The organism is Psychrobacter nivimaris (genome assembly GCF_904846365.1).
Taxonomy (GTDB): Bacteria; Pseudomonadota; Gammaproteobacteria; order Pseudomonadales; family Moraxellaceae; genus Psychrobacter; species Psychrobacter nivimaris_B.
Map to the genome: position 1 here is coordinate 1 of NZ_CAJHAL010000005.1, position 18,478 is coordinate 18,478.

The 18,478-nt window shown below is 41.8% G+C and carries 15 protein-coding genes; 6 read left to right on the forward strand and 9 right to left on the reverse strand.

What is annotated here, in order from left to right; genetic code table 11:
- Positions 1-446, forward strand: a 446-nt coding sequence (locus tag JMX63_RS03455; RefSeq protein ID WP_201570968.1) for a transposase, incomplete at its 5' end; no start/stop codon positions are given.
- A gap of 7 nt (positions 447-453) precedes the next feature.
- Here JMX63_RS03455 and JMX63_RS03460 read toward each other — a convergent pair.
- The 4 genes from JMX63_RS03460 to serS all read right to left on the reverse strand — a co-directional run bounded on the left by JMX63_RS03460 (position 454) and on the right by serS (position 5,877).
- Complete coding sequence (locus JMX63_RS03460; protein WP_201570970.1) at positions 454-1,467, reverse strand: nuclease-related domain-containing protein; 1,014 nt, start codon at positions 1,465-1,467, stop codon at positions 454-456.
- 87 nt (positions 1,468-1,554) lie between these two features.
- Positions 1,555-2,088, reverse strand: a complete 534-nt coding sequence (locus JMX63_RS03465; protein WP_201570971.1) for a hypothetical protein — start codon at positions 2,086-2,088, stop codon at positions 1,555-1,557.
- Positions 2,089-2,297: 209 nt separating this feature from the next.
- Entirely contained in the window at positions 2,298-4,295 is a 1,998-nt protein-coding gene (gene tkt, locus JMX63_RS03470; protein ID WP_201570972.1) for a transketolase, read from the reverse strand.
- A gap of 295 nt (positions 4,296-4,590) precedes the next feature.
- Positions 4,591-5,877, reverse strand: coding sequence for a serine--tRNA ligase (serS, locus tag JMX63_RS03475; RefSeq protein WP_201570973.1), 1,287 nt, complete (start codon positions 5,875-5,877; stop codon positions 4,591-4,593).
- 498 nt (positions 5,878-6,375) lie between these two features.
- Between serS and JMX63_RS03480 the strand changes: the two genes are divergently transcribed.
- Complete coding sequence (locus JMX63_RS03480; RefSeq protein WP_201570974.1) at positions 6,376-7,035, forward strand: YcxB family protein; 660 nt, start codon at positions 6,376-6,378, stop codon at positions 7,033-7,035.
- Between the two features lie 266 nt (positions 7,036-7,301).
- Positions 7,302-7,787 carry a Dps family protein gene (locus JMX63_RS03485; protein ID WP_201570975.1) on the forward strand — a complete coding sequence of 162 codons (486 nt, stop codon included), beginning with the start codon at positions 7,302-7,304 and terminating at the stop codon, positions 7,785-7,787.
- 118 nt (positions 7,788-7,905) lie between these two features.
- Here the strand turns inward: JMX63_RS03485 and JMX63_RS03490 are convergent, their stop codons facing one another.
- From JMX63_RS03490 to JMX63_RS03500, 3 genes are all read right to left on the reverse strand, one after another.
- Positions 7,906-8,628, reverse strand: a complete 723-nt coding sequence (locus JMX63_RS03490) for a DUF2057 family protein (protein WP_201570976.1) — start codon at positions 8,626-8,628, stop codon at positions 7,906-7,908.
- 87 nt (positions 8,629-8,715) lie between these two features.
- Positions 8,716-9,519 carry a DnaA regulatory inactivator Hda gene (gene hda / locus JMX63_RS03495; RefSeq protein WP_201570977.1) on the reverse strand — a complete coding sequence of 268 codons (804 nt, stop codon included), beginning with the start codon at positions 9,517-9,519 and terminating at the stop codon, positions 8,716-8,718.
- A 328-nt stretch (positions 9,520-9,847) separates the two neighbouring features.
- The gene (locus JMX63_RS03500) at positions 9,848-10,954 is read right to left on the reverse strand and encodes an AI-2E family transporter (RefSeq protein ID WP_201570978.1); all 1,107 of its coding nucleotides are present in this window, start codon (positions 10,952-10,954) and stop codon (positions 9,848-9,850) included.
- Between the two features lie 497 nt (positions 10,955-11,451).
- On the opposite strand from JMX63_RS03500, the gene purM reads away from it, so the two are divergent.
- Both purM and purN read left to right on the forward strand, forming a co-directional pair.
- The gene (gene purM, locus JMX63_RS03505) at positions 11,452-12,513 is read left to right on the forward strand and encodes a phosphoribosylformylglycinamidine cyclo-ligase (protein WP_201570979.1); all 1,062 of its coding nucleotides are present in this window, start codon (positions 11,452-11,454) and stop codon (positions 12,511-12,513) included.
- Positions 12,513-13,205 carry a phosphoribosylglycinamide formyltransferase gene (purN, locus tag JMX63_RS03510; RefSeq protein ID WP_201570981.1) on the forward strand — a complete coding sequence of 231 codons (693 nt, stop codon included), beginning with the start codon at positions 12,513-12,515 and terminating at the stop codon, positions 13,203-13,205. The genes purM and purN overlap by 1 nt, the downstream gene beginning before the upstream one ends.
- Positions 13,206-13,376: 171 nt before the next feature.
- Here purN and JMX63_RS03515 read toward each other — a convergent pair whose 3' ends face one another.
- Both JMX63_RS03515 and JMX63_RS03520 read right to left on the reverse strand, forming a co-directional pair.
- A complete protein-coding gene (locus JMX63_RS03515) occupies positions 13,377-14,750 on the reverse strand; it encodes an NAD-dependent succinate-semialdehyde dehydrogenase (protein WP_201570983.1) in 1,374 nt (457 codons plus the stop codon).
- Between the two features lie 402 nt (positions 14,751-15,152).
- Positions 15,153-16,142: a LysR family transcriptional regulator gene (locus JMX63_RS03520; protein WP_057761159.1), complete on the reverse strand. Its 990-nt coding sequence runs from the start codon at positions 16,140-16,142 to the stop codon at positions 15,153-15,155.
- A 698-nt stretch (positions 16,143-16,840) separates the two neighbouring features.
- Here JMX63_RS03520 and JMX63_RS03525 point away from each other — a divergent pair.
- Positions 16,841-18,427: an isocitrate lyase gene (locus JMX63_RS03525; protein ID WP_101206309.1), complete on the forward strand. Its 1,587-nt coding sequence runs from the start codon at positions 16,841-16,843 to the stop codon at positions 18,425-18,427.
- Positions 18,428-18,478: the final 51 nt, after the last annotated feature.

An 18,478-nucleotide genomic window follows, 5' to 3' on the forward strand; every position in this document is an offset into this window, starting at 1 on the left:
ATATGGTGCGCTATTCGATGAAGTTCGTACCTTGGACGGACAAGAAGGCCGTAGCAGCTGATTTAAAGGCCATCTACGGTGCTGATACGCTTGAGATGGCAGAGGCCAACCTTGAGCACTTTGATGAAGTATGGGGCAAAGAGTACCCGCATGTCATCAAGTCTTGGCGCAATAACTGGGAGGGCTTAACGGTGTTCTTTGGTTATCCTAAAGACATCAGAAGAGTGATCTATACCACCAATGCGATAGAGTCGCTAAACAGCGTGATTCGGACAGCGGTGAATAAGCGTAAGGTGTTCCCATCTGATCAGGCAGCATTCAAAGTGGTGTACTTAGCAACCCAGCAGGCATCCAAAAAGTGGTCGATGCCAATCCGTAACTGGACGTCTGCTCTGAATCGTTTTATGATTATGTTTGATGACCGTATCAGCAAGCATTTAATCTAAACGGCAGTTACACAGAATTCGGGATGGTCTCACCAAAAAAGGCCTGCCCTTGCTGCTGGCCTTTTTTTGCCACGCGCTTGATCATCTCACCGTTACATCTTGGACAGTTTGGTGTTTGAACAAGATTAGTTACATCGTCTGTCTCTTTAGGTATCTCAGGTGCTTCCACCTGCGGCTCAGACTCTATAATCTCAAACGGCGTCATAAACACTTTATTGGTCATATCATGTGACATGCTGGTAGGCGGTATAATTGCCTGCTGAGTATTCAAACTATCAATTGATAACTCGCTAGTTTCAATCTCAGTTTGGCCAGACCATCCATGTACTTCCCTACTTTTTAGAACAGCTCGTTTAGCGGTTTCTTTTACTATCGGCTCAGGTGTAGGTTTACTAGCAGTCTTAACAACTGGTCTATCATTAGCGTTACCACTAAGCTGTTTGTTTGAGGGGTTATACTTGTCTTTTAGGTAGGCTTTATGGTGCCGATTGGTGCGCCAAGACTTACTAAATCTATTGCTATTAATCTGCTCAACAATGGATTTGACCTCGTCTTCAGTCAGGATTTCATCCTGCTTTTTCTTCACATAAGAGACCATACCACTCGTCAATACGTGTTCAGGCAACTCATCACGGGTTTTTAATTCGCACTCCCCGATGAAAGCAATCATCGAATGAAAGTAGCTAAGCTCTAAGCCTAATAAATCTGCGAGCGTCTTAATATGTAGATAATTTTGGCGTAGTGGGTTCTGAAACTTATACTTACTGCCATTTGGAAAAGACTGTGTCCACTGTCTTTGGTTCTCGCTACCATATATCCAGCCTTTATAGTTTTTGGTTTCGATGACAAAGATGCCGTATACAGAAACGATGATATGATCGATTTGGGTACTGCCACCATTAGCTCGTGGCAAGGTAATACCGTTTAATCGGTGATAAACATCTTTTTCAAGTTTAAGCCACATAGCAACATTGATGACGGTTTCACCGAGGAAGCCTTTAAAGGAGGATTTTAGGGACATAAGAAAATCTCAAAAAAAGCCTTATTAAAGTTTATATATCTTGAAAATTCTCAAATTTCAGAATTTATTCGCTGTTCTCAACTAAAGCTAATACAGTGACTCAATACTTAAAATAACTTTGTCTGATAGCTCATTAATACTTTCTGCAGCTTCAATAAATAGATCTTTATGATTAGTCCAAGCTGCATGATAGCCATCTCTTTGTAACCTAGTATTTTCTGCAAGAAGTTCATTTGTTTGGAAGACAATGGACATAAGCTCTGTTAACTGCTCTTGTATAACTCCACTTTTCGATGCAATTTTTAAAATATTAGCGTACTCTTTCACCAAACTAAAAAAGTCCTCATTAAAATCTTCGGGGCTTCTGTTCACACCAAGAAAAGATTTTTCCCCTGATTGAAAATCTAGAAAATCTTTAGTGCATGAACGTAATCTATATAAATCTGGTAGTAAAGACACTTGTACTACTCTTGAGAGAGATATCTTCTCAGCTTCTTGTTTCTTTTGTGAGTCTTTAGCTAGCTTAAAGGGAACCCATATTGCGATGCCAATTGCTATTATACTTCCAATAGCTTGCACCCATGCTGCTGTCGCAATCCAATTAATCTCATGAAATTCCAAACTGACACTTCCTTATCAAATCTTGATTAGGTTCAAACAATGGTAGGATAAACTCATACTATTAAAGAACGATTCTTATAAACAACTTAGGCAATAAGCGAAATTTAAACTTCCGTAAAAACTTGAAAGCTTAGCTCAATTTACCATAAAAAAAAGCCACCAGATTTCTCTAGTGACTCTTTTTTTAAACACCAACTAAGTTAGGTCTATTACATCAAACCATTTACTGCTTCAACCACAGCATCAGTCGTGATACCGAACTCTTTGTACAAATCACTAGCAGGAGCAGATTCGCCATAAGTCGTCATACCGATGACTTTGCCATCTAGACCAACGAACTTATACCAGTAATCTACATGCGCCGCTTCTACTGCGACGCGAGCACGGATATTGGCAGGTAATACCGCTTCACGGTAGCTAGCATCTTGCTCAACGAAAATCTCTGCACATGGCATAGATACTACACGGACACCAACACCATTTACGCTCAAGGCTTCATACGCTTCCATCGCTAAGCCAACTTCTGAGCCAGTGGCGATGATGATAGCTTGTAGCTCGCCTTGTTCTTTTGCCAGTACATAACCACCTTTGGTGATGTTCGCTACTTGCTCGCTATCACGTGTTTGATGTGGCAAGCTTTGACGGCTAAAGATCAATGCTGATGGGTTATTTTCTGATTTGATTGCTTCTACCCACGCGCTGGCAGATTCGGTAGCATCACAAGGACGCCATGTACGTAGGTTTGGCGTGGTACGTAGGCTAGTCAATTGCTCAACTGGCTGATGCGTTGGGCCATCTTCACCAAGACCGATAGAGTCATGCGTATAGACATGGATGACACGCTGCTTCATTAGTGCGCCCATGCGTACCGCGTTACGTGCGTATTCCATAAACATCAGGAACGTTGCTACGTAAGGGATAAAGCCGCCATGCAATGCAATACCATTGGCAATCGCGGTCATACCGAACTCACGTACGCCGTAATAGATATAGTTGCCGTCAGCATCTTTTTCGATACCCTTAGCGCCTTTAAATAGCGTCAAGTTCGAGCCAGCTAGGTCGGCTGACCCACCCAACAGTTCTGGCAATAAAGGCTGCAAGCTATTGATTGCATTTTGACTCGCTTTACGACTAGCGACATCACCGCCCGCTTCTTGCGTTTGCTGAATATAAGCTTGTGCTTGGCTAGCAAAATCAGCAGGCAACTCGCCGTTTAGACGGCGTGACAATTCTGCTGCAAGCTCTGGATAGGCTTTTTTATATGCTTCAAAGTCAGCGTCCCAGTTCTTTTGCTGGACATCGCCTTTGGCTTTAGCATCCCACGCTTCATAGATTTCGTCATCTAATTCAAATGGAGCATGTTTCCAAGACAGCGCATCACGGGTCAAGGCGATTTCGTCATCACCAAGTGGAGCACCATGACTAGCCGCTAGACCTTGTTTGTTAGGGCTACCAGCACCGATCGTGGTTTTGCAAATAATTAGACTTGGCTTAGCAGTCTCTGCAATGGCTTGCTCAGTCGCTTGCGTGATTGCATCAGTATCATGACCATCGACTTTGATAACTTGCCAGCCGTAAGACTCAAAACGCGCTTCAGTATCATCAGTGAACCAGCCTTCGACATTACCGTCGATTGAGATACCATTATCATCGTAGAAGAATACCAATTTGCCAAGCGCCAACGTGCCAGCCAGCGAGCACACTTCATGACTGATACCTTCCATCAAGCAACCATCACCTAAAAATGCATAGGTATGATGATCGACGACGTTATGACCGTCACGGTTGAACTGTGCGGCTAGTGTTTTTTCTGCGATTGCAAAACCAACGGCATTAGCAATACCTTGTCCTAGTGGACCAGTCGTCGTTTCTACACCAGGCGTATAACCAAGTTCAGGATGCCCTGGGGTTTTTGAATGCAGCTGACGGAAACCTTTAAGGTCATCAACGCTCACATCGTAACCTGATAAATGTAGCAATGAATAAATAAGCATCGAGCCATGACCATTTGACAGTACAAAGCGATCACGGTTGTGCCAATTAGGATCAGCTGGATTGTGCTTCAAAAATTTGCGCCACAAAACTTCGGCAATATCAGCCATGCCCATTGGCGCACCCGGATGTCCAGAGTTGGCTTTTTGAACCGCGTCAAACGACAGTACACGGATGGCATTGGCTAGTTTACGTTCGCTAATTGGAGCTGGCATAGAGTGTCCTAATATTCGAATGAGTCGTATAAAGATAAGAGGAGAGTTTACTCAGAGGATAATCCATCAAAAACGCGGCAGGCGTCCTCAATGGATAGGCTATAAAATAAAAATGCAATATTAACATATTTGCTATGAGCCTAGCCAAAAATGCGGTGACAAGACCGTTTATATTTAGCAATGACTCACATCAGTTTTGTTAAACGATAAGCAATGACGGACTTTGATTTAAGTTATAAATAACAAGCTACGAGTGAACTGAGTGACAAGCAGCTCATTACTTATAGTCAACCTATTAAACTGAAATAGTCTCAGCACCGCCCATAAACGGACGCAATACTTCTGGAATCGTGATGCTACCATCAGCGTTTTGATGGTTTTCCATCACTGCTAGTAGCGTACGACCCACGGCCAAACCTGAACCATTTAAAGTATGAGCTAAGCTGGTTTGTTTGCCATCTTTGAGACGAGTACCCATACGGCGCGCTTGGAAGTCACCGCAGTTAGAGCAGCTAGAGATTTCACGATAGGTATCTTGGCTTGGTAACCATACTTCGATGTCATAGGTTTTTTGTGCAGCAAAACCCATATCACCCGTACATAGCTGTACCGTGCGGTATGGCAACTCAAGCTGCTGCAAAATATATTCAGCCTGTCCTGTCATCGCTTCTAATAGGTCATCAGACTGCTCAGCCGTGGCAATATTGACCATCTCAACCTTTTCAAACTGATGCTGACGAATCAAGCCACGGGTATCACGCCCGTGCGAACCAGCTTCACTACGGAAACATGGCGTATGGGCGGTGAATTTTAGCGGTAGCTCTTTAATATCCAAACGTTCGCCGCGTACCAAGTTGGTCATTGGCACTTCAGCGGTTGGAATAAGGTAAAAATCCATTTCATCATTATTGGTGTGATTGCTTAGCTTAAACAAATCATCTTCAAACTTAGGCAGCTGACCCGTACCTTTTAAGCTATCGCTATTAACGATATAAGGCACATAGGTCTCAAGATAGCCGTACTTCATAGTATGCGTATTCAACATAAATTGAATCAACGCACGATGCAATTGCGCCAATTGTCCTTTTAGCACGTTAAAACGGCTACCAGTCAACTTAGTCGCTGCCTCAAAGTCCAGCATACCAAGTGTCTCACCGATATGAGTATGATCTTGAATCTCAAAATCAAACGTACGCGGCGTGCCCCACTTACGCACTTCTACGTTATCGTCTTCTGACGTACCGACTGGTACATCCGCCGCCGGAATATTTGGAATTTGCAAAGCTGCTTGAGTGATACGCTCTTGTAGCGTACGTAGCTCGTCTTCCGCAGCTTTAATCTCACCGCTAACGCTTTGCATCTCAGCCAATAGCTCACTAGCATCTTCGCCTGATTTTTTTAGGGCACCTACTTGTTTAGCACCAGCGTTACGGCGTGATTGCAATTCTTCGGTTTTGACTTGTAGAGACTTACGCTCGTTTTCAATCGTCTGCCAGAACTCCATATCAAGCTCATAACCACGGGTGGCTAGCTGCTGTTGTAGGTCGCTTAAATCGCCGCGTAAGAGTTTCGGATCAATCATAGTAGTTGCCTGTAACACTAAAGGTGAGTAAAAGGTTTAAAAGTATTATTAATAGAGTAATTGCCTAGCACATCGCTATCACAGTCTTTGTGATAACTGGCTATGACGTTATGTTTTATATCAACATATCTTGTAGACGCTATAATACCAAGACACGGCAGATTTGACCATGTTTTGGATATCTTTGACTGCTTTTCACTGTTTTTGGCTGATTTTCACTAGCTTTTGTTCATTAGGCTAATCACTGATAGCAAGTTATTCTATTTCTAATTTCTCACTTTTGCTTTCGTCTAGTCTGAATAAGCTGAGTATAGAGCGTGAACTACGTCATTAATATGACATCTATCCGTGAACAGTCTTGCTTATATGTTTCATTTAGGAGTACTTTTCGGTAAGATAAGCGCATACCTTTATTCACTTCTAGCCAAGTACAGCATCGCTGCTTCGCTTTGGCAGTTTTAATCCAACGCTTTTAATATAAGTATTTGAGAAACCTTTATGGCCCTGTACCCCTACACGCTCCAACCTGTCGCCTTAAACCTAACTGAGGCTGAATTTCACCAAGCACAGTATGAACTGTTTGCCAGTGCCAGCCCGTCTTTTGGTTTATCAAGCTTTAAGATCAAAGAGTGGATCATCATGGCAGTGGTTGTGGTACTCGCTATTGCAGGACTCATCTTTGTGACCGGCTATTCAACCATTATATTTTGGTTAATGCTGGTTGGTGTGGTGATTTATCTATTGGCACGTACCTTAGGTTTTAAATGGTACGTAAAAAGAGAGTTTGACAAACAAGTGGCCGACCAAGAGATGCCAGATGAAATGCGTCAGATGAAGCTGGGTGTACAAAAGCATGGTTTAGTTATGGCAATGCCAAGCAACCAACCTGATATGATGAAAAACTCACAAATGCGCGGTATGCAGATGCGTGCAGGCGCGACTCAGCAAGCAGTTATTCCTTGGACTGCTATCAAAAGCTGGGATGAGACTGATGACTATATCTTTATGATGTTTGAGCTAAAAGGTCAGCAAGGCAGCCAAATCGTACCGAAACGCTTGCAAGCACAGAAGTTTCCTATCGATACGATACGTCAACATCTACAAGAAGTGGTTCCTGTGAAAGGATTGAACCCTGAAAACTTGCAGCCACCAGCATAGCTGTAATTAGGATTCTCTATCGTTTAGGAAAACGATAGAGAAATTTGATTTTACTTTTATAAAACCAATCGTAAAATTGCATTTATTAAATTTAACTTATTAATGATAGTTTGCTATTATTATAAGCATCAAAGGAAGAGATAGAGTCTATATTGATAGATACAGATGAAAACTATAGTATTTTTCACTGTATTTTAATTTATTAGAGTCTTTATTCTTCTTTATTTATTATCATATAACTACACTCACACTATAAGGACAATACTATGAGTAATTCTAATAATGCTACTAACCAGATCGGTCTAGAAAAAGCAGACATGAGCGAAGTTATTGCGCAACTGAATAACCTACTATCGACATACCATGTATTTTATTTGAATGTACGTGGTTATCACTGGAATGTGAAAGGTGAGCACTTCTTTACTTTACATCCACAATTTGAAGAGCTATATACTGCTTTACAACTACAGATTGATGAGATTGCTGAGCGTATTTTGACATTGGGTGGCACACCACTTCATGCTTATAGCGATTTTTCTCAGCATACTAGCATCAGCGAAGATAAAAACGTTAAAGATGGCACAACCTGTGTAAAAGGCGTAGTAAATGGTCTACAAGCCCTAATCACTGAACAGCGCCAAGTATCTTCTCTAGCAGAAGAGAGCGAAGACCAAGGTTCAGCTGACCTAGTTGATGCTTACGTACAAGAACAAGAAAAACTGGTATGGATGTATAACGCGTTTTTGGGTTAATAGTCGTTAGATTTTACTAGGCTAAATCTTAATAAGCATAATGATCATCAAGTTCTAAACAATAAAAAAGCACCTAATTAGGTGCTTTTTTATTGTCTATCTTTTATAGAAGATAGATTTATTTTTGGATCCATTGACGCATTTTTTCACGCTCAGCAGGCGTTGCTTGTAGCCAAATTTGCATGAATGAATCTAACGTATTGGTAGACGTACTTACATTTGCACTTTGCTGGACAGCAGTCGTCGTATTGACGTTGCCTTTAGGCATCGCTGCTGGACTTGTATTCGTAACTGCTGGCTGATCCAATGATGCAATCGCGCGTTGGTTCTGTAACTCTGCATCACCTGCACCGCCGAACACGCCGCCTAGCGCTTTACCAAGGCCTGAAAATAGACCACCTTGGTTACCGGCCATACTTTGCTGGCTAGCAATAACCGTATTGTTTTGTTGCACAGCGAGTGTTGGCTGCTTGGCATATTCTCTAGCAGCTTCATAATCTTCTGGTTGATTAGGCATAGTCAAACGATATGTTTGATTGTCGGCTAATTGTGCCGTCACACTGACATTACCTGAACGCAAATAATCATGCTCATCACGACGCAAGTTATATAAACGGTCATACTTAGCAGTAATAGCGTGTTGTCCAGGCTGTAACGTAAATGTTTTTTGTAGCGGCTGAAAAGCACTCTGCTGAATTTCCTGCCCATTAATAGCAGTGACTTTGATATGGTCATCAACCTGTAGAGTAACCGCTGCCTGTGACAACATAGAGACCGAGGCAGCCCCTGCCAACAGCGTACCTATCGTTAATTTCTTTAGCAAAAGAGTATTCGATTTCATAAGTTATTCCATTAATAGTAAAAGCGAGTTGGACAAAGTATTTGTATTCTAACGGTTATTCATTTTTTGCTGCTAAAAGCCTTACTGCTAAAAATCAAATGGCATCGTATGTTGGTCTTGATCAGGCGTGTCGTTATCTACTTGCCTCTCTTGAGCGATATCCGCTAGCTCCGCGGCAAGCGTCTGCTCATCGATGGTACGCAGAGCATCACTTATGACTGCTTTTGAGATATTACTGCGACCAAGGTTAGAGAACATTGGTTGAATATAATTAAGTACTTCCATCATCGCACCGATACGATGCGGTCCATCGGTCAGTAAGTGATCAATAATTCGATCGTCAAACTGCCATCCACGTCGACGCAAAATAGACTGTAATAGTGCTTGTCTGTCTGCTAAATCATGGCCAGTAGGTACTTTAAAGGTCGGTGCTTGTGCCAAGCGCGTCATTAAATCTCTTAACTGGAATGGTAAGTCATCAGCTGGTTTATTAGCGGCAAACAATAACTGGCGTTGTCCTTCTCGACTACGATTAATCAAATGAAATAAAGCTTCTTGCCACTGACTGCTTTGCTCAAGCACTTCCAAATCATCGATAGCAATCAAATCGAAGTTTTCTAACGATGACAGTACGTGGACATCTGTATGAATTAGCTCATTGAGGGACAAACAGATAGCCGATTTGTCCATTTCGATAAATGACTCGCAAATAGCAGACAGCAAATGGGACTTACCTGTAGCAGGGCTACCAAACAGATATAGTTGACCGATCAGGCCGACATGTAACTGCCGTACTGCATCAATAATCGACATCCAACCGGGACCGGCAAAGTCGCTGAGACTTGCATCATGCTTAATGTCCAGATTGAGACTTAGCTGTGCTTCTGCCATGAATCATCAACTCGTGTTGCGTAGTGCAATGAAAAAATATAATAAAAAAGATAGGTTGCTTTGAGCTGTATTCATTACTGTCAATACTAGCCGATACAGCTGTAAGTAATGGCCCTATAGTCTTTGCAAAAATCGGTCAGTCACTTTGTCGAAAACAACGTTAGCAAAACTGGTACCAAAAAGGTTGATACTATCAACACTGCGCCTATATATAACATATTTACAAAATGACTGACAAGTCTTTTACCCATTAAGCCTTATCAATCATTACGTTCCTATCTTGATATTGCATATCAATATTTATCTAGTATGTCCAATAATAAGATAATTATCTTTTTTCAAACAGTGCCAGTTGTTTACGACCTTTATAAAAGTCAGTGGTTCGATAATAGCTGTATAAGTGGCGGAATAGGACATTTAAGACAGCGGACACTGGCAAGGCGATTAACATACCGACAAAACCTAGTAAACTGGCACCTGCCAATACAGCAAATATGACCCACAATGGCGATAGACCAATCTTATCACCTAACAGCAATGGTTGTAGAATATAACCTTCTGCAGCTTGTCCAATCAAGAACGCACCTACGACCAATGACAAATACGTCCAGTCCAATCCGAATTGAAATAGGCAGGCGATAATAGCCGCGATAAAACCAATACCAAATCCTAAATACGGCACAAAACTGGCAATGCCTGCTACCATACCAATGATAAGCCCAAGCTCTAATCCAATGAGCTGTAACTGTACAGCATAAATAGCGCCTAGCAATACCATCACTAGTAATTGCCCTTTGATAAATGCCATCAATGCCAGATCACACTCTTTAGCTATTTCAGTCACTTTTTGGCAGTAAGCACCTGGTATCGCCATTTTCCAGTTATGCAAACGCTGGTCCCAATTAAATAGAAAATAAAAGGTCAAAATAGGCACCAATACAATGAGACCTGCATTATTGATGAAGTTCATACTTGAGGTCAGTATTTGGCTCATCATGGTGCTAGCATCAGCGAACTTATAGTTCGTTTGCATGTAATCGACGAGAGTATCGGAAAACTCTTTCGACTCTAATTGGGGCAATTTGATACGAGTATTACTATTGAACCACTCTCGTACTACTTGATTGTACCAATTAAATATCTTTGGTAAATAATCCCACGCCGCTTGCAACTGATGCCACAATGTCGGTACCAGCCACCATAATAATAACGCCATCCCCAAAGTAATTGTCGAGTAGACAATAATAATCGCGACCCAGCGCTTGATGTATTTTGATAGGCGCTTGACTAGAGGATTGAATAGGTAAGCCAGCATAAAGGCAAAAACGAAAGGTACGATGACGGGCATCATTAAATACAAAATAAACACAGCCACAACTAACGCCACGACAATAAATAAACGCCGAAAAAAAGGATCTATTGGTTGATTCATCATGGCAAGTAATCCTATAGTTGGACGAGCTTAAAAAAGTGACAGGGAGTCAGTAATAGCGATTTCTAAATGATATAACTACAGCCATCACGATGTATCACTAGGCGAATTGCTTTCTTCTCATTAGTTTTAGCTAGCTAAACTGAGACGTATCAAAGTTCCTAAAAAGCCTGACTCTTAATAAATTTATGTTTATTAGTTTTTATTCTGTCAATCACATTTGGACTTGTATTAAGGCCATTATTGGCAATAAATTTAGCGTTCTATTATCGCAGAGTACAACAAAAAATCAGTCATTTTTTGTTTCTTAACCGCTTATTTGCCACTTAATGCAAATCTTAGTCAAATATTGGCAAGTTGCTTTGCGAGTACGGTCTGTTTTTGGGTATAATGCGCGCACTGTCTTTAAACTTTGCTTTTGAACTTTATAACGCTGATTTTTGCGTGCTCAATTACTTTACCTTCTAATCCCAATTATCTATCCCAACTGTGAGATGACTATGAGTGACAAGCCTTCTTTAAGCTACAAAGATGCCGGTGTTGATATCGATGCAGGCGATGCTTTGGTTCAGCGAATCAAGTCCGTTGCAAAAGCCACTACTCGTCCTGAAGTCGTGGGTGGACTTGGCGGTTTTGGTGCGTTATGCCGTATCCCAACAGGTTATACCTCACCATTATTGGTTTCTGGTACTGATGGCGTCGGCACCAAACTAAAACTGGCGCTACAGCTGAACCGTCATGACACGATTGGTATTGATTTGGTCGCGATGTGCGTCAATGACCTATTGGTTTGCGGCGCAGAGCCACTATTCTTCTTAGACTACTATGCAACTGGTAAGCTGGATGTTGATGTAGCGGCGACTGTCGTGACTGGTATTGGTGATGGTTGTAAACTAGCTAACTGTGCGCTTATCGGTGGCGAAACTGCTGAAATGCCAGGCATGTATCAAGACGACGATTACGATCTAGCTGGATTCTGTGTAGGCGTGGTTGAAGAAGCAGAAGTCGTCACTGGTGAAAATGTCGCAGAAGGCGATGTACTGATTGCACTTGCCTCAAGTGGCGCGCACTCAAACGGCTACTCATTGGTTCGTAAAGTCATCGAAGTTAGCGGCGTGGATGTTACGAGTAGCGATGAGCAACTAGACGGCCAGCCTATTCAAGATGCTCTAATGGCTCCTACCCGTATCTATGTAAAAGCCATCAAGGCATTACAAGACACGCTTGGTAGCTCAGCCTTACATGCGATGTCACACATCACAGGCGGCGGTCTAACGGATAACTTGCCACGTGTACTACCTGATAACTTAGCAGCTAGCATCGATACCAATAGCTGGCAGTTCTCAGAGCTATTCACTTGGCTACAGACCCAAGGTAATATCGCACAGAGTGAAATGTACCGTACCTTTAACTGCGGCGTTGGTTTTGTCATCGTTATGCCAAAAGACAAAGCAGAAGCTGCTATTCAGACTTTAACTGACGCGGGCGAAACAGCTTGGCAAATAGGTGAAATGGTCAAACGCAGCACTGATGATCAGGCGGATGCAGTGGTGTACCGTTAATGTCAATTGATAACGCAAGCCAGCCTATCAAACCATTGCGTATTGCTGTTCTAGTCTCAGGAAGTGGTAGCAACCTGCAAGTGTTAATCAATGCAATGCAAGCAGGTGCGCTACCAATTGAAATCGTTGGTGTCATTAGTAACCGTGAAGTTGCTTATGCTTTGACACGTGCTAAAGATGCCAATATTCCAGTTGCGATATTGTCACACGTTGCTAGTGGTAAACGTATGGGCATCAAGACGTTTGAAACCCACGCCAACGAACAGCTAATAGCATGGCAACCTGACTTAATCGTCTTGGCTGGGTTTATGCGTGTACTAAGTGGCTCATTTATCGATAATGTACCAGCGCCCATGATTAATCTTCACCCTTCTCTACTTCCGGTTTATAAGGGTTTAAATACTCACAAACGAGTCATACAAGCGGGTGAACGTTGTCACGGTTGTAGTATTCATAAAGTCACAGCGGAGCTTGATGCGGGTCAGGTGTTGACTCAAGCTGTATTAGATGTCGATATCAACGACACCGCAGAGAGCTTACAAGCACGGGTTCAGAAGCTTGAACATCAGCTACTACCTTGGACGATTCTACTACTAGCAAAAAACGTATTATCACTTGAAGTAAATAATACACCATCGCAAACGGAAACTTACTTGCCTAAGTTGCCTTTGCAATTGCTTATAGACGGATAAAAATCTCGGCTTATTAAGCTGCTTTTAACACCACTTTATATAGCTCAATAAAAAGCCCAGCTACTCATAATGAGTAACTGGGCTTTTTTATTTGATTACTATTTATTATTTACTATTACTTAAAATCGTAAATAGTTATCTATTTAGCTAATTCGTCTAATCAATTCATTCTTAAAATACATGAACTGCTTTAATGTTGACAAACTCTTTGATACCGAAGCCGCCATGCTCACGACCATAGCCTGAGTTTTTCACGCCACCAAATGGTAGTGCAGGATTGGCAAGACCATAACCATTGATATAGACCATACCTGTATCGAATTGCTCACGTGCTAGACGAACGGCTTTCTCTTCATCTTTCGAGAAAATCGCGCCACCTAGACCATAACGACTGTCGTTAGCGATGCGCATTGCGTCATCTTCATCTTTGGCACGAATCAATGAAGCGACAGGGCCAAATAGTTCGTCATCGTATGCAGGCTGACCTTTTTCGACGTTCTCTAGGATAGTTGCTGGATAGAAGCTACCTTTACCTTCAGGTACCTTGCCGCCAACAGCGATAGTTGCACCCTTAGCAACACTCTGCTCTACTTGCTCATGTAGCTGCTCACGCAAATCTGCACGTGCTAATGGACCGATATCTGAGCTGTCATCCATTGGATCACCCGCTTTGGTACCTTCAAATTTCTCAATGATACGCTTACGGAATTCGTCATATACGCTATCGACTACGATAAAGCGTTTGGCTGCTACACAAGTTTCGCCGTTATTGATTAGACGTGCTTGAGTACAAGTTTCTACTGCTGTTTCGATGTCAGCATCTTCTAGTACGATAAATGCATCGTTTGAACCTAGCTCTAATACAGCTTTCTTGATCGCTTTAGCTGCTTGCTGTCCAACGATCACGCCTGCTTTGTCACTACCTGTTAATGTCACGCCACGTACTTTATCATTGCCAATCAATGCTTCTGATTGATCATGATCGATGATAATCGTACGGAACAAATCACTTGGCAATTCAGATTCGTGAAGAATTTTTTCAATTAATAGACCAGAGCCTGTAACGTTAGATGCGTGTTTTAACAGGACGCTATTACCCGCCATTAGATTTGCAATGGTGTAACGAAATACTTGATACGCTGGGAAGTTCCAAGGCTGCATACCGTAGATGATACCGATAGGTTGGTACGTCACTAGCCCTTTCTTCATGCTTTCAATATCGCGTACATCATCAGCCAAAGAAGCGACGCCATTCTCAGCAGTGTAATCACAAATGGCTTTGCAAAGATCAATCTCTTGCATGCTTTGGCTATATAACTTACCGCGCTCTTCAGTCATCAGCTTAGCCAGCTCTTCTTTATATTCCATCAGCTTATCACCGATAGATTTGATGATACGGCCGCGTTCTTCGTGACTCACTGTACGCCATTCTAGAAATGCGTTATATGAAGCATCGACAATCTTGTTGACTTCGTCGTTGCTCATATAATTGTAGTTACTGATTTCTTCGCCCGTAGTTGGGTTAATAGTAGTAATGTCTGACATAGTTACTGTCCTTATTATTCGGATTTATATTTGGGATCTATAATCGGGTTTATTGCCACTTGTAGTTGTTTTGCTGTGACAGTTTTAATTATTAAATTTACGTCGATAGCACAATCTATTGGTAGCTCGTTTTCTATCTGCCGTTATCTTAACAAGCTATTTGATTAAGAGTTTTACAATATATTGTGAAGTGTGTTGAAGATGTTAATAGTGTGACTGACTTATTAAGTATAACTAAATATCATATACTAACTATTAAACGCTAGAACACAAAAAACCAGCCTATTGGCTGGTCTAATAACTATATGGAGTAGGAGCTAAAGAAAAATACTTTTATTAAAAATTTAGATAATCAGAAATATTCCGCTCTGATAAAAGATAGATTCAACTCACACAAACCAATCAAAACAAATGGTTAATAACCGGTATCTCTTGTGGTGGATTTTCTTCTTCAGCAACGACTTGTCGTGCTACATGCATAATTAGCTGACGTAACCAGCGATGGGCTGGGTGATGCTGCAATAGAGGTGACCATGCCATCGTAAGCTCAAACTCAGGAATAAAAAACGGCGGATCTTCCATCATAATGCTGTCATTGTTTGCCTGCATTCTTGCCACACGCGTGGGCAAAGTCGCTATCAAATCTTTATTTGCTGCAAGCATAGCAGGCATTTGATAATGTCGAGTAAAGACACTGATTTGGCGTTTTTGCCCAAGACGCTGCAGGGCCTGATCGATAGACCCTAATCCACCAGATTTCTCTGGATTGACCCCAAAACCCACGCCCATCCCTGTTTTAGATACCCAAACGTGCTGTGCTTTAAGGTAGTTTTTCAGATTAAAACGATTGGCATAAGGACTGTCAGAAGATAATAGGCAACTAAAAGTATCGCGCCATACTAGAACCTGATGGAAACTTTGAGGTATTTCATTAAAACGGTTAATCGCTAAATCAACTCGTCCCTGCTCCATATCTCGATAAGAGACGTCTGATGGAGTCAAAAAGTCCAAAATTACATTAGGTGCTTCAGAACGTAGTGCTTTTACCAGCTTAGGTACTAGGGTCGCTTCAGCATAATCTGATGTCATGATACGGAACACACGAGAGGTACTATAAGGGCGGAATTCGGTACGCGGCTCCAACACTTGAGTCAAGTCAGCGAGTATCTCACGGATACGTGGCTGTAGCTCAAGGGCGCGTTCAGTCGGCGTCATACCCTCAGATGAGCGTACCAATAATGGATCATTAAACAGCTTACGCAAACGGCGCAAGATATTACTCATAGCAGGCTGAGTAATCCCAAGCTGCTCGGCTGCGCGAGTGACGTTTTTTTCTCGTAGCAACACATCTAGATGGACTAATAAATTTAAATCAACCCGCTGCAAATTCATATTTGGTTCTCTTGGCTTTTGAATAAACGCCATATTAAGGCTGGCATTTGTAGTGCTGCTACGATGATTTGTGCGCTATAACAGCATAATTTCATTATTTTTTACTAATTTGGTTCTATTTTTTTCTGATAGAGCTGCATTATAACTCATTAAACCTATCGTAAGACGCTGTTATATAAACATTATATCATACAGAAATACCAAAGATAACTATCATAAATTAGATAAATCTTGGTAAGGTGGTTATAGTGAGTTCTATAAAGGATTTGCAGCATAGAGGACGAACCTTAGGTTCATAAGCTGCTTTTATCCGATTAAATATTGTCGCTAAGTAATATATTAATGGTTTTTATCAGTCGTTAAATACGGTTAATTGACCTCATTATTGTAACATCTCTTGCTACCAATTATGACATCACTGCCTATTAAGTATTCAGATACCTTTTAGATATATAGTGAGAATCGATGAATATTTATAAACCAGCAATTATTTTCAACTGTTGAGTTCAGCAAACTTCTTGTAATAGCCTAACGGTTTGTTTAGGGTAAATAGAGCTTCGATAGATAAATGATAGACCAAATTTTGAATATTACTTTTTAGTACAAAGGTTTTAGTAAAGCGGATTTTAGTAAAACGACAGACCCATTATTTTAACAATTAACTTATTTGTTTTTACACCCCACCAAGGAGACTATAGATGTCAACTGCATATAAATCAGCGATCGACTTAGTACGTGAATTAAAGCAAAAGCACGGCAACTGGCAGAACATTAGCGAAGTTGATGCTGCACGTATGATGTCACAAAACCGTTTCAAAACGGGTTTGGATATCGCAAAATATACTGCAAAAATCATGCGTCAAGACATGGAAGATTATGACAATGATACGTCTCAGTACACGCAGTCTTTAGGTGCATGGCATGGTTTTGTTGCACAGCAAACTATGTACGCTAAGAAAAAATATTTCGGTACGACTTCTAAAACTTACATCTACCTTTCAGGTTGGATGGTAGCTGCCCTACGTTCTGAATTTGGTCCACTACCTGACCAATCTATGCACGAAAAAACGTCAGTACCTAAGCTAATCGAAGAAATCTACACCTTCTTGCGTCAAGCAGATGCCAAAGTGTTGAACGACTACTTCCGTGAGCTAAACGCTGCTGAAGAAGCTGGCCAAGACACTTCAGCTATCCTAGAAAAAATTGAAAACTTTGATTCACATGTTGTGCCAATCATCGCTGATATCGATGCAGGTTTTGGTAACGAAGAAGCTACTTACCTATTGACTAAGCAAATGATCGAAGCTGGTGCTTGTGCTATTCAGGTTGAAAACCAAGTATCTGATGCTAAGCAATGTGGTCACCAGGCTGGTAAAGTAACTGTACCGCATGAAGACTTCATCTCTAAGCTAAACGCTATCCGTTATGCATTCCTAGAGCTTGGTGTTGAAGATGGCGTTATCGTTGCTCGTACTGATAGCGAGGGCGCATCACTAACGCAAAAAATCCCAGTATCAAATGAGCCAGGTGACCTTGCTTCTAAATACATCGATTTCATCGAAATGGAAGAAGTAACGCTAGAGAATGCTCAAGAAAACGACAGCTTACTTAAGCACAACGGCAAACTAGTACGCCCAGTTCGTCTACCTAACGGTCTATATCAGTTCCGTGAAGAGACCAACATTGACCGTGTTGTACTTGACTGTGTAACAGCTCTAGAAAACGGCGCTGACCTACTATGGATCGAAACACCGACTCCAGACGTAGAACACATCAAAATGATGGTTGACCGTATTAAAGAGCAACAGCCTAAAGCCAAGCTTGTATATAACAACAGCCCATCATTCAACTGGACGCTTAACTTCCGTAAGCAAGTTATCGCTCAGTGGGAAGAAGAAGGCAAAGACATCTCTGCATACAATAAAGATGACTTGATGAGTGCTGATTATGACGGTACTGAGCTTGATGCAGCAGCTGACGTAGCCGCTAAGAACTTCCAACGTGATGCGTCACGTGAAGCTGGTGTATTCCATCACTTAATCACGCTACCGACTTACCACACGACTGCTCTTAGCGTTCATGAACTTGCTAAAGGCTACTTCGGTGAAGAAGGCATGCTTGCTTATGCAGCTGGCGTACAGCGTAAAGAAATCCGCGAAGGCATCTCTTGTGTTAAGCACCAAGCAATGGCTGGTTCTGACCTTGGCGATGACCACAAAGAAATCTTCTCGGGCGATAACGCTCTGAAAGCTGGCGGCGGCAAGAACACAATGAACCAGTTCTAATAACCGACACACTAGCAGTATTTATCAAAAAACCGCCCTACATCATGTAGG